General features: G+C 73.3%; 13 protein-coding genes. 6 read left to right on the top strand and 7 right to left on the bottom strand.

Features of this window, described 5'->3' with window-relative positions:
- The first annotated feature begins 31 nt into the window (after positions 1 to 31).
- The 6 genes from BX286_RS23940 (at position 32) to BX286_RS23915 (ending at position 6,936) form a co-directional block, all read left to right on the top strand.
- Positions 32 to 256 (top strand): hypothetical protein, encoded by a 225-nt coding sequence (locus BX286_RS23940; RefSeq protein WP_079429610.1) that lies wholly within the window; start codon positions 32 to 34, stop codon positions 254 to 256.
- A gap of 104 nt (positions 257 to 360) precedes the next feature.
- Positions 361 to 1,185, top strand: coding sequence for a hypothetical protein (locus tag BX286_RS23935; RefSeq protein WP_079429609.1), 825 nt, complete (start codon positions 361 to 363; stop codon positions 1,183 to 1,185).
- A gap of 1 nt (position 1,186) precedes the next feature.
- Positions 1,187 to 3,088, top strand: coding sequence for a fumarate reductase/succinate dehydrogenase flavoprotein subunit (locus BX286_RS23930; RefSeq protein ID WP_079429608.1), 1,902 nt, complete (start codon positions 1,187 to 1,189; stop codon positions 3,086 to 3,088).
- Positions 3,085 to 3,867 (top strand): succinate dehydrogenase/fumarate reductase iron-sulfur subunit, encoded by a 783-nt coding sequence (locus BX286_RS23925; RefSeq protein ID WP_079429607.1) that lies wholly within the window; start codon positions 3,085 to 3,087, stop codon positions 3,865 to 3,867. Before BX286_RS23930 ends, BX286_RS23925 begins: the two co-directional genes overlap by 4 nt.
- A gap of 143 nt (positions 3,868 to 4,010) precedes the next feature.
- Positions 4,011 to 6,170, top strand: a complete 2,160-nt coding sequence (locus BX286_RS23920) for a TPM domain-containing protein (RefSeq protein ID WP_121016276.1) — start codon at positions 4,011 to 4,013, stop codon at positions 6,168 to 6,170.
- 49 nt (positions 6,171 to 6,219) lie between these two features.
- Positions 6,220 to 6,936: a PspA/IM30 family protein gene (locus BX286_RS23915; RefSeq protein WP_121017722.1), complete on the top strand. Its 717-nt coding sequence runs from the start codon at positions 6,220 to 6,222 to the stop codon at positions 6,934 to 6,936.
- Between the two features lie 39 nt (positions 6,937 to 6,975).
- Here BX286_RS23915 and BX286_RS23910 read toward each other — a convergent pair whose 3' ends face one another.
- From BX286_RS23910 to BX286_RS23880, 7 genes are all read right to left on the bottom strand, one after another.
- Entirely contained in the window at positions 6,976 to 9,540 is a 2,565-nt protein-coding gene (locus BX286_RS23910) for a SpoIIE family protein phosphatase (RefSeq protein ID WP_121016275.1), read from the bottom strand.
- Positions 9,541 to 9,775: 235 nt separating this feature from the next.
- Positions 9,776 to 10,204: an ATP-binding protein gene (locus BX286_RS23905; RefSeq protein WP_079429604.1), complete on the bottom strand. Its 429-nt coding sequence runs from the start codon at positions 10,202 to 10,204 to the stop codon at positions 9,776 to 9,778.
- A gap of 153 nt (positions 10,205 to 10,357) precedes the next feature.
- A complete protein-coding gene (locus BX286_RS23900; RefSeq protein WP_079429603.1) occupies positions 10,358 to 10,780 on the bottom strand; it encodes a (deoxy)nucleoside triphosphate pyrophosphohydrolase in 423 nt (140 codons plus the stop codon).
- A 33-nt stretch (positions 10,781 to 10,813) separates the two neighbouring features.
- Positions 10,814 to 11,014, bottom strand: coding sequence for a hypothetical protein (locus tag BX286_RS23895; protein WP_079429602.1), 201 nt, complete (start codon positions 11,012 to 11,014; stop codon positions 10,814 to 10,816).
- Positions 11,015 to 11,207: 193 nt separating this feature from the next.
- On the bottom strand, positions 11,208 to 11,960 hold the full coding sequence (locus BX286_RS23890; protein ID WP_079429601.1) for a GntR family transcriptional regulator: 753 nt from the start codon (positions 11,958 to 11,960) through the stop codon (positions 11,208 to 11,210).
- A 148-nt stretch (positions 11,961 to 12,108) separates the two neighbouring features.
- Positions 12,109 to 13,248 (bottom strand): DUF4190 domain-containing protein, encoded by a 1,140-nt coding sequence (locus BX286_RS23885; RefSeq protein WP_079429600.1) that lies wholly within the window; start codon positions 13,246 to 13,248, stop codon positions 12,109 to 12,111.
- A gap of 211 nt (positions 13,249 to 13,459) precedes the next feature.
- Entirely contained in the window at positions 13,460 to 15,037 is a 1,578-nt protein-coding gene (locus tag BX286_RS23880; RefSeq protein ID WP_100862939.1) for a S8 family peptidase, read from the bottom strand.
- Positions 15,038 to 15,249: the final 212 nt, after the last annotated feature.

Raw genomic sequence — 15,249 nt, 5'->3', positions numbered from 1 at the left:
CACCGCACCCCCGCGGAAGTGAGGTCACGTCATGTCCCTGCAAGACGATCTGACCGCTGTACGACGCAACCTGAACGAGCTGGTCCGATCGGTGGAACGGCTGGAGCAGGACGTCGCCCGGCAGTCGCCGGCCGCCGCCCCCAAGCCCTCCGGCCCGGCCGGGATGGTCACCGTCCCGGACACCCCCTACGACCAGTCCAAGTGGACGGACACCGACGACGAAGGCCTCGGCGTCCGCGACCGCCGCGCCCCCTGAGACCCGGCACCGGCCACCTTCGGCATCCACTCCCATCTGGCCCGGCCGCGCGAGCGGCCGGGCCTCCTGGGCCACCCCTCATCACACTCCAACCGGAGTTCTCCTTGGCCACAGGCACGGAACCAGCCCAGCAACGGCCCGGCGGGGTCCACTCCCCCTCCCGGGCCGCGATCACGGCCCGGCACCTGCGGACCGACCGGTGGTGGCTGGCCCCCGCCGGCACCGCGGCCGGGCTGCTCGCCTTCGTCGTCTACTCGACCTGGCGGGCGTTCGCGAACGCCCACTACTACGCGGCCCCCTACGTCTCCCCGTTCTACTCCCCCTGCCTGGCGGAGAACTGCGAGACGATGCGCGGCGGCCCCAACCTCGACCTGTTCGGCAGCTGGTGGGGCCTGTCCCCCGCCCTGCTGATCCTGGTCTTCCCCCTCGGCTTCCGGCTGACCTGCTACTACTACCGCAAGGCCTACTACCGCGGCTTCTGGGCCTCACCGCCCGCCTGCGCGGTCGCGGAGCCGCACACCGGGTACACGGGCGAGACCCGCTTCCCGCTGGTCCTGCAGAACGCGCACCGCTACTTCTTCTACGCGGCGGTCCCGGTCGCGGGGATCCTGACGTACGACACCGTGCTGACCTTCCGCGACGGGCACTACGCGTGGGGGCACATGGGCCTCGGAACCCTGCTGTTCCTGGTCAACATCACGCTCATCTGGGCCTACACCCTCTCCTGCCACTCGTGCCGGCACATCATGGGCGGCCGCCTCAAGCACTTCTCCGCGCACCCCGTGCGCTACCGCCTGTGGAGCTGGGCCGGCCGGCTCAACACCCGCCACATGCAGCTCGCCTGGGCCTCCCTGATCAGCGTGGCCCTGTGCGACTTCTACGTGTACCTGCTGGCCACCGGCACCTTCACCGACCCGAGGATCTTCTGACATGACCGAAGTCGACCGGCAGCAGTGGGACGTGGTCGTGGTCGGTGCGGGCGGTGCCGGGCTGCGGGCCGCGATCGAGGCCCGGGAGCGGGGCGCCCGCACCGCGGTGATCTGCAAGTCCCTCTTCGGCAAGGCGCACACCGTCATGGCGGAGGGCGGGATCGCCGCGTCCATGGGCAACGCCAACGCGCATGACAACTGGCAGGTCCACTTCCGCGACACCATGCGCGGCGGGAAGTTCCTCAACCAGTGGCGGATGGCCGAGCTGCACGCCAAGGAGGCCCCGGACCGGGTGTGGGAACTGGAGACCTGGGGCGCGCTCTTCGACCGGACCCCCGACGGAAGGATCTCCCAGCGCAACTTCGGCGGCCACGAGTACCCGCGCCTGGCACACGTCGGCGACCGCACCGGCCTGGAACTGATCCGCACCCTCCAGCAGAAGATCGTCCAGCTCCAGCAGGAGGACTTCCGGGAGCACGGGGACCACGAGGCCCGGCTCAAGGTCTTCCAGGAGTGCACGGTCACACGGGTGCTCAAGGACGGGGACCGGGTCGCGGGCACCTTCTGCTACGAACGCGAGACCGGCCGCTTCTTCGTCCTGGAGGCCCCGGCGGTGGTGCTGGCCACGGGCGGGATCGGCAAGTCCTTCAAGACCACCTCCAACTCCTGGGAGTACACCGGCGACGGCCACGCGCTGGCCCTGCTCGCGGGGGCGCCGCTGCTCAACATGGAGTTCGTGCAGTTCCACCCCACGGGCATGGTCTGGCCCCCGTCCGTGAAGGGCATCCTCGTCACGGAATCGGTGCGCGGCGACGGCGGGGTGCTGCGCAACAGCGAGGGCAAGCGGTTCATGTTCGACTACGTCCCGGACGTCTTCAAGGAGAAGTACGCCGAGACGGAGGAGGAGGGAGACCGCTGGTACGAGGACCCGGACAACAACCGGCGCCCGCCCGAGCTGCTGCCCCGCGACGAGGTCGCCCGGGCCATCAACGCCGAGGTGAAGGCCGGGCGCGGCTCCCCGCACGGCGGGGTGTTCCTGGACGTGTCCACCCGGATGCCGGCCGAGAAGATCAAACGGCGGCTGCCGTCGATGTACCACCAGTTCAAGGAGCTGGCGGACGTGGACATCACCGCCGAACCGATGGAGGTCGGGCCGACCTGCCACTACGTGATGGGCGGGATCGCGGTGGACTCCGACACCGCCGCCACCGTCGGGGTGCCGGGGCTGTTCGCGGCCGGGGAGGTCGCGGGCGGGATGCACGGCTCGAACCGGCTCGGCGGCAACTCCCTCTCCGACCTGCTGGTCTTCGGCCGGCGGGCCGGGCTCCACGCGGCCGGGCACGCGGCGGCCGGCGGGGAGCGCCCGGCGGTCTCGCAGGAGCAGATCGACGCGGCCGCCGCCGAGGCACTGGCCCCCTTCCACGCCGACGAGGGCGCGGAGAACCCGTACACGCTCCACCAGGAGCTCCAGACGACCATGAACGACCTTGTCGGCATCATCCGCCGCGAGGCCGAGATGGCCGAGGCCCTGCAGCGGCTCGCCGGCCTGCGCGCCAGGGCCGCCCGCGCCGGGGTCGAGGGGCACCGGCAGTTCAACCCGGGCTGGCACCTCGCGCTGGACCTGCGGAACATGCTGCTGGTCAGCGAGTGCGTGGCCCGGGCGGCCCTGGAGCGTACCGAGAGCCGGGGCGGGCACACCCGCGAGGACCGCCCGGCGATGGAGCGGGAGTGGCGGCCGGTGAACCTGCTGTGCCGGCCGGTCGATCCGGCCCCCGCCGACCCCGCCGCCGACCGGATCGCCCTGGAACGCGTACGGACCGAGCCCATCCGCCCCGACCTGCTGGCGCTGTTCGAGAAGGACGAGCTGGCCAAGTACCTGGCCGAAGAGGAGCTCTACGGATGACCACCTACGACGCCCGCTTCCGGGTCTGGCGGGGCGACGCGGAGGGCGGGGACCTGCGGGACTTCACCGTCGAGGTGCACGACGGCGAGGTGGTCCTGGACATCGTCCACCGGCTCCAGGCCACCCAGGCCCCGGACCTGGCGGTGCGCTGGAACTGCAAGGCGGGCAAGTGCGGGTCGTGCAGCGCGGAGATCAACGGGCGGCCGCGGCTGATGTGCATGACCCGCATGTCGGTCTTCGACCGGGCCGAGACGGTCACGATCACCCCGCTGCGGGCCTTCCCGGTGGTGCGGGACCTGGTGACGGACGTGTCCTTCAACTACGAGAAGGCACGGTCGGTCCCCGCGTTCGTACCGCCGGCCGGGCTGGCGCCGGGCGAGTACCGGATGCAGCAGGTGGACGTGGAACGCTCGCAGGAGTTCCGCAAGTGCATCGAGTGCTTCCTGTGCCAGGACACCTGCCACGTGGTGCGCGACCACGAGGAGAACAAGACCGCCTTCGCCGGTCCCCGCTTCCTGATGCGGGTCGCCGAACTGGACATGCACCCCCTGGACGCGGCCGAGGAGGCGGGCCTGGACCGCAAGCGCACGGCCCAGGAGGAGCACGGGCTGGGCTACTGCAACATCACCAAGTGCTGCACGGAGGTCTGCCCGGAGGGCATCAAGATCACCGACAACGCCCTGATCCCGCTGAAGGAGCGGGCCGTGGACCGCAAGTACGACCCCCTGGTCTGGCTGGGCAGCCGCATCCGCCGCCGCACGCCTTCCGACCCCGGCTAGTTCGCTTCGCGCGCCCCTCGGCGCGGGCCCGCCATCTCCCCCTCGAGGGACCGGCCCGGGGCGGCAGCTGCCCACCCGCCTCCCGGATGCAGGCGGCCGGGCCCGGGCCGGGGCCCGCCGGGCCCCTCCGGGTGCGGCCCCCCATGACCGCCCATACCCTGCCAAATGTGTACCCGCCGAGAGCCCGGACGTCGCGACAGCGCCCCGCGCCGCGTCACGCCCTCCGTCTCGTCGTCGTGTTGTTGGCGCTCGCCGGATGGTGGGGTGTGGCGGCGCCCGGGGCATGGGCCGAGGATCCCGTCACCCTGGAGCAGGGGCAGATCACCGACCGGGTGGGCGCCCTCGGGAACCGTCGGCCCGCCGTCGTCGCCGCGCTGGAGCGGCTGTACTCCGACCGGCGGATCCAGCTGTTCGTCACCTACGTGCACGACTTCTCCGACCGCTCCCCCCAGAGCTGGGCCGACGCCACCGCCCAGAAGAACGGCTTCGGGCAGGACGACCTCCTGCTCGCGGTGGCCACCGGCTCCCGCCAGTACGCCTATTCGGCGGACGTCGACTCCGGTTTCACCGAGGCGCAGCTCGCCGACGTCGCCCGTACCGCCATCGAGCCGGCCCTGCGGCAGAACGACTGGGCGGGCGCCGCCATCGGCGCGGCCAACGGCTACGCGGCGGTGCTCGGCGGCAAGCGCGTCCCCGTGCCGGCCATCACCCCCGGCCCGGCGAACCCGGGCGGTGGCGCGGCGAAGGGGGAGAGCGGGGTCGGGGACTACGTGCTCCCGGTGGTCGCCGTCGGCGCGGCCGGGGCGCTCGGGGCGTACGCGGTGAGCCGCCGCCGCAGGCGCGGCGGGGGCGGCGGCCGTGGGACGGCGACCGCGCACCCCGGGTGGGACGGGCGGCGGGCCGAGCCGGCCCCGCTCGCGGAGGTGGACGCGCGGGCCAGGACGCTGCTGGTGGAGACCGACGACGCGATCCGCACGAGCACGGAGGAACTCGGCTTCGCCACCGCCCAGTTCGGCGAGGAGGCGGTCACCTCCTTCATCGGGGCGGTCGCCTACGCCAAGGGCGAGCTGACGCAGGCCTTCCGGCTGCGCCAGCAGCTGGACGACGCCTACCCCGAGGACGACGCCACCCGCCGCCGGATGCTGGAGGAGATCCTGGCCCGCTGCGCGGAGGCGAACCGGCGGCTGGACGCCGAGTCGGCGGCCTTCGACCGGCTGCGGGACCTGGAGAAGAACGCCCCGCAGGCCCTGGCCGCGGTGGAGGCCCGTTTCCGGGAGCTGACCGGACGGACGACGACGGCCACGGCGACCCTGACGGCCCTGGCCGGCCGGTACGCGGACTCCGCGTCGGCGCCGGTGGCCTCCCACGCCGAACAGGCCAAGGACCGGCTGCTGTTCGCGACGACCAGTCTCGGCGAGGCACGGGCGGCGCTGGACGGCGGGGACAGCGGCCGGGCGGCGGTGCACGTGCGGGCCGCCGAGGGGGCGGTGGACCAGGCGGCGACGCTGGTGGACGCGGTGGAGCGGCGTGCCCAGGAGCTGGCGGAGGCGGCGGGGAAGCTGCCGGGTGCCCTCACCGAGACGGAGACCGACCTCGCCGACGCGCGCGGCCTGCTGACCGGCACGACGGCGGGCTCCTCCACGGCGGACCTGCGGGGCCGGATCGGCCGGGCGGAGTCCGTACTGGCCGACGTGCGGCGGGAGCAGGCGGCCGGCCGGTACGACCCGATCGACGCGCTGCGCCGGGTCGAGGAGGCCGACGCGGCGCTGGACGAGGCCCTGGCGGGTGCGCGGGAGCAGGAGTCGGGGCGGCGGCGGGCGGCGGCCCTGCTGGACCAGGCCCAGTGGTCGGCCCGCAGTGCGATCGGCGCGGCGACGGACTACGTCACCACGAGCCGGGGCGCCGTGGGCAGCGAGGCCCGCACCCGGCTGGCGGAGGCGCAGCGGCACTTGGAGCGGTCGGTGTCCCTGGCGGACGGGGACCCGGCGGGCGCGCTGGCGGAGGCTCAGCGGGCGGACTCCCTGGCGCGGGAGGCGCAGCAGCTGGCGGAGCAGGACGTACGGGAGTACCGGAACCCGTACGCCGGGCAGCGGGCGGGCGGCGGCCGGGGCGGGGCGGTCCTCGGCGGGATCATCCTCGGCGAACTCCTGCGCGGCGGCGGCCGGGGCGGCTTCGGCGGAGGCAGAGGCGGCGGCTTCGGTGGCGGAGGCTTCGGGAGCGGCGGCGGCGGTGGCGGCAGCGGCCCGGGCTCCTTCGGCGGCCAGGGCACCCGGGGCCGCATGGGCGGCGGCGGCCGCTTCTGAACGGCGCACCACCCACCCCGTGACCAGCGACCCCCTGGAGGGACCCCCCGTGAGCAAGCAGACCATCCTCGGCCGTGTCACCCAGCTCGCGAAGGCCAACATCAACGCCCTGCTGGACCAGGCGGAGGATCCGCAGAAGATGCTCGACCAGCTGATCCGCGACTACGCGAACAACATCTCGGAGGCCGAGCAGGCGGTGGCCACCACCATCGGCAACCTGCGGATGCTGGAGGCCGACCACAAGGAGGACGTGGACGCGGCCGCCGAGTGGGGCACGAAGGCGCTCGCGGCGAGCCGGAAGGCGGACGGGCTGCGGGCGTCGGGGGCGACGGCGGAGGCGGACCGGTTCGACAACCTGGCGAAGGTGGCCCTGGGGCGGCAGATGCAGTCGGAGAGGGAGGCGGGGGTGTCCGCGCCGGTGATCGCCGCCCAGACGGAGGTCGTCGACAAGCTCAGGGCGGGGCTGGACTCGATGAAGGACAAGCTGACGCAGCTCCAGGCCAAGCGGGACGAGCTGGTGGCGCGGGCGCGGACGGCGCAGGCGCAGAACGCGATGCTGGACGCCGTGAAGGACGTCGACGTGCTGGATCCGACGAGCGACCTGCACCGCTTCGAGGAGAAGGTGCGGCGCGAGGAGGCCATGGCCCTGGGCCGGCAGGAGCTGGCGGCGTCCTCGCTGGACGCTCAGTTCGAGTCGCTGGAGGAGTTGGGCAGGGCCTCGGAGATCGAGGCCCGCCTGGCCGCCCTCAAAGCCCGGGCGGCGTAGCCGCGGCGGCCGCCCTCGGCACAGACGCAGCGGCCCCCCTCACCCGTACATGCTCAGCAGCTGCTCCGCCGAGAGTTCGGCGCCCGTCTCCTCCGGGGCGGCGCCCGGCATGGGGAGCGGGAGCTCGAACCAGACCGTCTTGCCCCGGTGGGTGCGCCGGGTGCCCCAGCCCGCCGAGAGCAGGCCGACCAGTTGCAGGCCGCGGCCGCCCTCGTCGGTGTCCCGGGCGCGGCGGCGGCGGGGCTGGGCCAGGTTGGCGTCCCAGACCTCGCACACCAGGGTCCGGTCGAGCAACAGCCGGAGCCGGATCTCGCCCTCCCCGTACCGCAGGGCGTTGGTGACGAGCTCGCTGACCAGCAGTTCCGTGGTGTCGAGGAGTCCCTCCAGGCCCCAGGCGGGCAGTTTGGTGCGGGCCAGTTCGCGGGCGCGGCCGACCGAGCGGGCCTCGCGGGGGAGCTGCCAGTCGCCGACGGCTTCCACGGGCAGTCCCTGGACGCGGGCCATCAGCAGGGCGATGTCGTCCTCGCCGTGGCGGGTGTGCAGGGTGTTCAGGACGTGGTCGCAGACCTCCTCCAGCGGGCGGCCCGGGTCCGCGACGGCTCCGCGCAGTCCGCGCAGCCCCTCCTCCAGGGGGTGGTCGCGGGATTCGACGAGCCCGTCGGTGTAGAGGGCGAGCAGGGCGCCCTCGGGGAGTTCCACCTCGACCTCCTCGAAGGGTTCGCCGCCGACGCCGAGCGGCATGCCGGTGGGGATCTCCAGCAGCAGGCCGGGGCGGGGGGCGGCGCCGTCCTCGGCGGGTTCGACCAGGACGGGCGGCATGTGGCCGGCGTTGGCGATGGTGCAGCGCCGGGTCACCGGGTCGTAGACGGCGTAGACGCAGGTGGCGAGGTAGACCTCGGAGCGGTCGGCGTCGCGGGAGTGCAGGGCGGAGCGGGAGGCCTGCTGGGCGCCGCCGGGTGCGCCGAGGCCGCGGGCTACCTCGTCGAGGGCGGTGAGGACCTCGGCGGGTTCGAGGTCGAGCAGGGCGAGGGTGCGTACGGCGGTCCGCAGTTCGCCCATGGCGACGGCGGCGCGCAGCCCGCGGCCCATGACGTCGCCGACGACCAGGGCGGTGCGGTGCCCGGGCAGTTCGATGACGTCGAACCAGTCGCCGCCGACCTCGGTGGCGGCGTTGCCGGGCAGGTAGCGGCAGGCGATGTCCAGGCCGGCCGCTTCGGGGTCGCCGGGGGGCAGGAGGCTGCGCTGGAGGATCAGGGCGCGTTCGTGTTCGCGCCGGTAGAGGCGGGCGTTGTCGATGCAGACGGCGGCGCGGGCGGCGAGTTCGACGGCGACGGCCCGGTCCCGTTCGCCGAAGGGTTCGCTGCCCTTGGTGCGGGAGAACTGGGCGAGGCCGACGACGGTGTCGTGGGCGACCATCGGCACGATGAGGGTGGACTGGACGCGGTCGTCGGATCCGCCTCCGTCGATGAGCCGGGTCCGTGCGGTGCGCAGGGCGACGGCGCCGGGGGAGGCGGCCGGGTAGCGGTGGGTCTCCCCCACGGCGGCGGGGGCGCCGGGCCCCGAGAGCGGGGCGTCGGACACGGCGGAGGCGAAGGCGACGCGCCGGAGCGGGGCGGAGGGGGCGCGGCGGGCGCCCTGCCCGGGCAGGGAGGGCACGCCGGGGCCCTGCGGGCGGGCGGGGCGGTCGTCGTCGCCGGTCAGGAGGCCTTCGTAGAGGTCGACGGCGGCGACGTCGCAGAAGCCGGGGACGGTGACGTCGAGGAGTTCGCGGGCGGTGGTCTCCAGGTCGAGGGAGTTGCCGATGCGGTGCCCGGCCTCGTTGAGGAGGGCGAGGTTGCGGCGGACGCCGGCGGCTTCGCGGGCGGCGAGGTGGCGCCGGGTGACGTCGGTGCCGAGGCCGGCGACGCCGATGGGGCGGCCGGTGCCGTCGTGGACGCGGTAGAGGTTGATGGACCAGTGGCGGTTTTCGCGGCTGCCGGGGGTGGCTCCGGTGATCCGCAGGTCGGTGACGGATTCGCCGGTCTCCAGGACGCGGCGCAGCGCAACGGTCATGCGGTCGGCCTCGTGCGGGGGCAGGTAGTCGTGCACGGTGCGGCCGCGGTGTTCCTCGGCGGCTCCGCCGAACACGGTGGCGAAGCGGCGGTTGGCGCGCTGCACGGTGAGGTCGGTGCCGAAGAGCAGGAACCCGAAGGGAGATTGGCCGAATATGGCCTGCGATGCGGCGAGGTCGGATTCGATGCGGCGCAGTGCGCGTACGTCGACCACGACGCAGAGCGCGGCCCGCTCGCCGGTCTCGGTCTGGGTGGGCATCACGTAGATCTCGGCCACGCCGTGCGCGCCGGTGCCGCCGGGGATGCGGAAGGGGACCAGGCCGGTCCATTCCTTGCCGTCGAGGATCTCCGCGACCTTGCGGTGCCCGCCGTCGCGCAGTTCGGGGGGCATGAAGGCCTCGACCGGATCGCGGCCCACGGTCTGGGCTGCGGGAAGTCCGAACAGTTCCTCGGCGCGCAGGCTCCACTGGTCGACCAGCCCGTCCGGGCCGATCGAGAACGACGCGACCTTTATGTAGTCATATATCGAGCCAGGCGGACTGCTGTGCCACATGGAGTCGTGCCACGACTCCCCGGGCACTCGGGTCTGATGTGCCTGCGCAGGTATCTCGCTCACGCGACCGTCCCCTCCAGCTCACCGCAACCGGACCGGCCATGACCGAAGTATTCAGCACCACGGCCCCGTACGGCACGGCGTTCACGATCACAAAAGGGTCCCGTTGTTTTCCGGCCACGTCTGGCGGTCATCCCTGACGCGCTCCCGGAGACCCCTGCCGCCCTTCTCCTTGTTACTCACCAGGAAGAGCCAACTCGAACCACACGGTTTTCCCCGACTTCCCGTGCCGGGTGCCCCAGCGGCGCGCGGAGACGGCGACGAGGTGGAGTCCGCGGCCGCCCTCGTCGTCGGCGTCGGCGACCCGTTCGCGGGGCGGATCCGGAAGCGGATCGGAGACTTCCACGAGGAGGGCCGGGCCGCCCGTGAGGCCCGGGGCGGCGGGATTGCGCCGCTCCAGGCGGACTCCGATGGGACCCGAGGCGTAGCGCAGGGAGTTGGTGACCAGCTCACTGACCAGCAGGACGGTCACATCGCCGACGGCGTCCAGGCCCCAGGAGCGCAGCGCGCCGCGCACGGCGTGGCGGGCGGTGCGGACGGCACCGGGCTCGGCGGGGAAGGCCCACTCGGCACATTCACCGTCTGTGTCGATCACGCCGATCACTTCCCGGGCCACCAGCGACCCCAGTCAGGTTCGTCGGGGACGAATGGGGGACGAGATAGGGACTAATAGCGACATACCCGATATTCGGGGCGCCGTACCACCCGATCCCCACCCACCGGCGCACTGTGGCGCAGACGGCCTAGAACGGGATCCTCACGCGCCCCGGTGCGCCCCGGCCGCTCCCTGGCCGGCGAGCCTGCGGCCCGCTTCGGCGACGAAGGGCCGGTCCTGGTCGAGCCAGTCGACGGAGTCCAGCTCGTGCGGGGCGAGCCAGCGCAGCTCGTCGTGGTCCTCCAGCGGGGCCGGCTCGCCGGACAGCAGCCGGGCGGTCCACACGTGCAGGACGAGTCCGGGCTTCAGCGGCCACTCGCCCGGGATCCGCTCCAGCGCCTCGGTCTCGACGCCGAGCTCCTCGCGCAGCTCGCGCACCAGCGCCTCGGGCACGGTCTCGCCCGGCTCGGCCTTCCCGCCGGGGAGCTCCCAGCGGCCGGCGAGCTCCGGGGGTGCGCTGCGGCGGGCGGCCAGCAGGCGCCCGTCACGACAAAGGGCTCCGCCCACGACCACGCGTACAGTCATGGACGGAGCCTATGCCAGGCCCTGAGCGGGCCTTCAATTCCTCGTGGCGGCCGGGCTGCTGTCCGCCTGCCCGATCCGCTCGACCCAGTAGAGCTGCCTGTGCCCCCGGTCCTCGAAGCCGTCGACGACCTTCTGGGCCTCGGCCCGGGTGGCGTACCGGCCCACCCGGTAGCGGTTGCCGTTGTCGTCCTGACGTATGACCAGCCATGGAAGCAGGGCACCGCTGTCGTTCATCGCGCTCCACCCTCCGCCGATGTTCCTGCCCAGGAAACCGCATTGCGCATATGCCCGAGCTTACGCCCGACCTTCACTGAGCGGATACGGTTTTTCACGAAGAGGTACCTGGGGGCGTACGCATCCGGCCAGGCGTGCCAAAGCGCCGCCGGGGCTCGCGCAACGAGCCCCGGCGGCGCCGGAAAAGGCGTGGTCAGCGCACGGGCAGGTGATAGGAGAGCCGGTAGCGGTCGGCCGGGACGACCACATCGGCCGTCTCCACGGCCCGTCCCGACGCGTAGTACGTCCGCGTCACCACCAGCACCACGTGTCCCGGCACGCCGCCGAGCGTCATGTTCTCCTCGGCCAGCCCCGGCCGCGCGCCGACCTCCTCGACCACGTTGTCCACGACCACGTCGATCGCCGCCATCCGGTCGACCACCCCTGAGCCCCCCAGCGGGCCCTCCTCCGGCAGCATCACCGGGGTCCGTCCCGTCACGGACAGCGGCTCCCACGAGGTGGACAGCATCATGGCCTCGCCCGCGTCACGGAAGACGTACCGGGTGCGCATCACCCGGTCCCCCGGTTCGATGCCCAGCCGCGTCGCGATGTCGGCCGGCGCCGCGGTCTGCTCGCTGCTGGACTCCCACGTGCCGTTCGCCCCGGAGTCGGCCTGCTCCTGCCGGAACGGGGTCGACGCCCCGCCCGTGCGGTAGCCGGAGCGCGCCACCCGGCGCGGTACGGGCTGCTCGCGCACGTAGGTGCCCGACCCGGAACGCCCCTCGACCAGTCCCTCCGCCATGAGGACCTTGCGCGCCTCCAGCGCGACCGTGTCGGACACCCCGTACTCCTCGCGGATCCGGGCCTGGGAAGGGAGCCGGGTGTGCGGGGGCAGGGAGCCTTCGACGATCTTCCGCCGCAGATCCCCGGCGACACGAAGGTAGGCCGGCTGCTCACCGAAAGTCACGGGCCACTCCCATCAGGTTGACAGACAGCTACACCCTGGCAACCGACTGTTGAGCTGTGCAAGTGCGGGCCAGAGTTTCACCCGATGTGATGAAGCCTGGTCACTCAAACCCGTAACCGCGAGTTACCTCCAAGGCCCTCCGCCGCCCTCAGGCCGCGTCGGACGAAGGACCCCGCCCCGAGCCCCCCCGACTGCCCTGCAGCCACTCCGGAACCCGCGTCGACAATCCGTACGCGCCCCGCAGCGCCTTCTCCGTACCGGTGGTCAGCGCGCCCTCCGCCGCGTCCCACGCCGGCCGGAAGTCGGCCGGCCTGACCGCCCGCGCCGCCCGCTGCCACTGCGCGCGCGCCGCCGCCAGCTCCTTCAGCCGGACCCCCGCCTCCGGGTGCGCGGCGGCCGCGTCCCGCAGCACCAGCTCCTCCGCACCCAGCGCCGCGTCCACCTTCCCGGCCCACGTCCGGTACTCCGGCAGCGCCTCGTCGAGCTCCCGCTCGGGGGCGCTGCCCAGCGCACCGTCCGCCGCGTTGAGGGCGGTCAGGAGGGTGACCTGTTCGGGGGTCAGCATCCCCGCGTCGTTGCGCAGGCTGCCCTTGTGGTCCTGCCCCGCCGTGCCGATCACGCAGATCAGCCGGCGGTCGCCCGCGCGCCAGGCCTCGCGCGTGGGGGCGAAGTAGTACATCTCCGCGTACTCGGGCAGCGCCCAGGTGTCCATGGCGTAGGCGTCCTGCGCCTTCCAGCACGCCTCCGTGGCGCTGTCCTTGAGCTTCGAGGCGCCGGGGAAGGGGCCCGGGCCGAGCGTCGTCGCGGCCGTGACCTCGGCGTCGTGGACCCGCGCGCAGTCGGTGCGGTAGGTGAAGGGCGTCTCGTCCAGGAGGTCCCCGCCGGGAACGTTGAAGCAGTCGCCCGCCCGCAGCCGGCCCGTGTCGGTCAGCTGGCCCTCCACCTGCTCCGGAGCCGGCCGCGACGAGCCCAGGCGCTCCAGGAAGGGCCGGGTGTAGCTCGTCAGCCCGTACAGCATGACCGCCGTCGTCACCAGGGAGACCACCAGGCCGAAGACCGCCAGCGCCCTGCCCCGCTCGTGCCTGCGCCGGATCTGCGCCAGCGCCACCAGGCCGAAGACCACCCCGAGCGGCGGGAAGCACAGCAGCCCGACCAGCAGGGAGGCGAGGGCGAAGCCGTTGAGCGCGGGCGGCCCGGGCGGCGGCCCCCACCCCGGCTGCGGCGGCGGGGGCGGCCAGGAGGGGCCGGGGCCGGCGGGGCGGGGCGGTTGCGGGGGCGGGGTGCTCACCGGGTGGGGTGCTCCATCACGGGGGCTCGGAACGGCTGCGCGCGGACGGCCTCGCGCGAACGGATGCCCGAAATAGTACGCAGCGGGGGCGACCGGTCATCCGGTCGCCCCCGCCTTCAGCGCATGGTGCCCGCGGGCCCAACCCGAGCCGGTCGCGGGGCTCTTGGCCGCGGACCGGCCGTAACCCGGGCCGGAGCGGCCGCGGTTACGGTCAGAACTGCAGCGCCCAGGAGTCGATCTTGCCGGTGTCGGCGGCCGCGTTGTCGCTCACGCGCAGCTTCCAGACCCCGTTGGCGACCTCGGAGGAGGCGTTGACCGTGACCGTCTTGACGATGTCGTCCGCGCTGCCGCCCGTACGGTTGTGCAGGTTGTAGAGGGTGCCGTCGGGGGCGACCAGGTCGACCTTCAGGTCGCCGATGTAGGTGTGCTTGATGTCCACCGACACGCCCAGCGTCGCCGGGGCGTTGCCGGAGACCCCGCTGACGGTGATCGGGGACTCGACCGTCGCGTTGTCGTTGACGGCGTAGTCGGCGGTGTTCTCGAAGCGCGGGCCGCTGGGCGGGGTGGTGCCGGCGCCCACGTTCAGCAGCCGGTTGGGCGAGCCGGTGCCGGGGCCCGTCACCACGTTCGGGGTGGCCGCCGCGACCAGGCCGTCGCGGACCTGCGCCGGGGTGGCCGAGGGGTTCTGGGAGAGGTAGAGGGCGGCCGCGCCCACGACGTGCGGGGTGGCCATCGACGTGCCGGAGATGGTGTTCGTCGCGGTGTCGCCCGTGCCCCACGAGGAGGTGATGGAGGAACCCGGCGCGAAGATGTCCAGGATGGAGCCGTAGTTGGAGTAGCTCGCCTTCGCGTCGGTGTTGGTGGTCGCACCCACGGTGATGGCCTCGGCCACGCGCGCCGGGGACTTGGTGGAGGCGTCGGTGGACTCGTTGCCGGCCGCGACGCCGTAGGTGATGCCGGAGGCGATGGAGTTGCGCACGGCGGTGTCGAGCGCGGAGTCGGCGCCGCCGCCGAGCGACATGTTGGCCACGGCGGGCTTGACGGCGTTGCGGGTCACCCAGTCGATGCCCGCGACCACCTGGGCGGTGGTGCCGGATCCGTTGTTGTCGAGGACGCGGACGCCGACGATCTTCGCCTTCTTGGCGACGCCGTAGCTGTTGCCCGCGACGGTGCCGGCGACATGGGTGCCGTGGCCGTGGCCGTCCTGGGCGGTGTTGTCGTTGTCGATGGCGTCGTAGCCGTAGGAGGCGCGGCCGCCCAGGTCCTGGTGGGTGATGCGGACGCCCGTGTCGATGATGTACGCGGTGACGCCCTCGCCGGCCTTGTCGGGGTAGGTGTAGCTCTGGTCGAGGGGGAGGGCGCGCTGGTCGATCCGGTCCAGGCCCCAGGACGGCGGGCTGGGCTGGGTGGCGTCGACGGTGAAGGTGCGGTTCTGCACGACGGAGGCGACGGCCGGGTCGGCCGCGAGCTTCTTCGCCTGCGCCTCGGAGACCTCCACGGAGTAGCCGTTGAGGGCGGCGCTGTAGGTCCGGTCGATCCTCGCGCCGTACCGCTTGGCGACGGCCCTGCCACTGTCGGCGGTGGAGCGGGCGGCGGAGTCCTTCAGCGTGACGATGTAGCTGCCGGGGACGGCCCCGGCGACGCCCGCGTTCTCGATGACGCCCTGCGCGCCCCCGCCGGCCGCGGAGGCGGCGGAGGCGGGTAACGCGGCGGCGGCGCCGAGCGCGAGGGCCACGACGGCGGTCGCGATGCCGGCGGTCTTCCGGCGGGTGTGACGCATCACGGACATGTGAGGGGTCCTCCTCATTGGCGGTGCGCTGCGTGGGGTGCGGGCCGGCGGCGGCGGGCGTTCGGAAGCATCGATTCCGGGGATGTCGGCACGGGTGTCATCATGCACATGACAATCCCCTGCCCCCAACGGGCCGCTGTCCCGAAAAGGTTGACCCACCCGTGCGTCATCCCACAAGGGCCCCACGGATGCGTAACATCCGTGCCATACGA

It is taken from the genome of Streptomyces sp. 3211.6 (assembly GCF_003634815.1).
Taxonomy (GTDB): domain Bacteria; phylum Actinomycetota; class Actinomycetes; order Streptomycetales; family Streptomycetaceae; genus Streptomyces; species Streptomyces katrae_A.
This window is presented reverse-complemented; position numbering and strand designations above follow the sequence as displayed.

Excerpts from the sequence above, each read along its gene's own strand:
- BX286_RS23940 (WP_079429610.1), top strand. The coding sequence starts at position 32 with ATGTCCCTGCAAGACGATCTGACCGCTGTACGACGCAACCTGAACGAG.
- BX286_RS23930 (WP_079429608.1), top strand. The coding sequence starts at position 1,187 with ATGACCGAAGTCGACCGGCAGCAGTGGGACGTGGTCGTGGTCGGTGCG.
- BX286_RS23925 (WP_079429607.1), top strand. The coding sequence starts at position 3,085 with ATGACCACCTACGACGCCCGCTTCCGGGTCTGGCGGGGCGACGCGGAG.
- BX286_RS23920 (WP_121016276.1), top strand. The coding sequence starts at position 4,011 with ATGACCGCCCATACCCTGCCAAATGTGTACCCGCCGAGAGCCCGGACG.
- BX286_RS23910 (WP_121016275.1), bottom strand. The coding sequence starts at position 9,540 with ATGTGGCACAGCAGTCCGCCTGGCTCGATATATGACTACATAAAGGTC.
- BX286_RS23900 (WP_079429603.1), bottom strand. The coding sequence starts at position 10,780 with ATGACTGTACGCGTGGTCGTGGGCGGAGCCCTTTGTCGTGACGGGCGC.
- BX286_RS23895 (WP_079429602.1), bottom strand. The coding sequence starts at position 11,014 with ATGAACGACAGCGGTGCCCTGCTTCCATGGCTGGTCATACGTCAGGAC.
- BX286_RS23880 (WP_100862939.1), bottom strand. The coding sequence starts at position 15,037 with ATGTCCGTGATGCGTCACACCCGCCGGAAGACCGCCGGCATCGCGACC.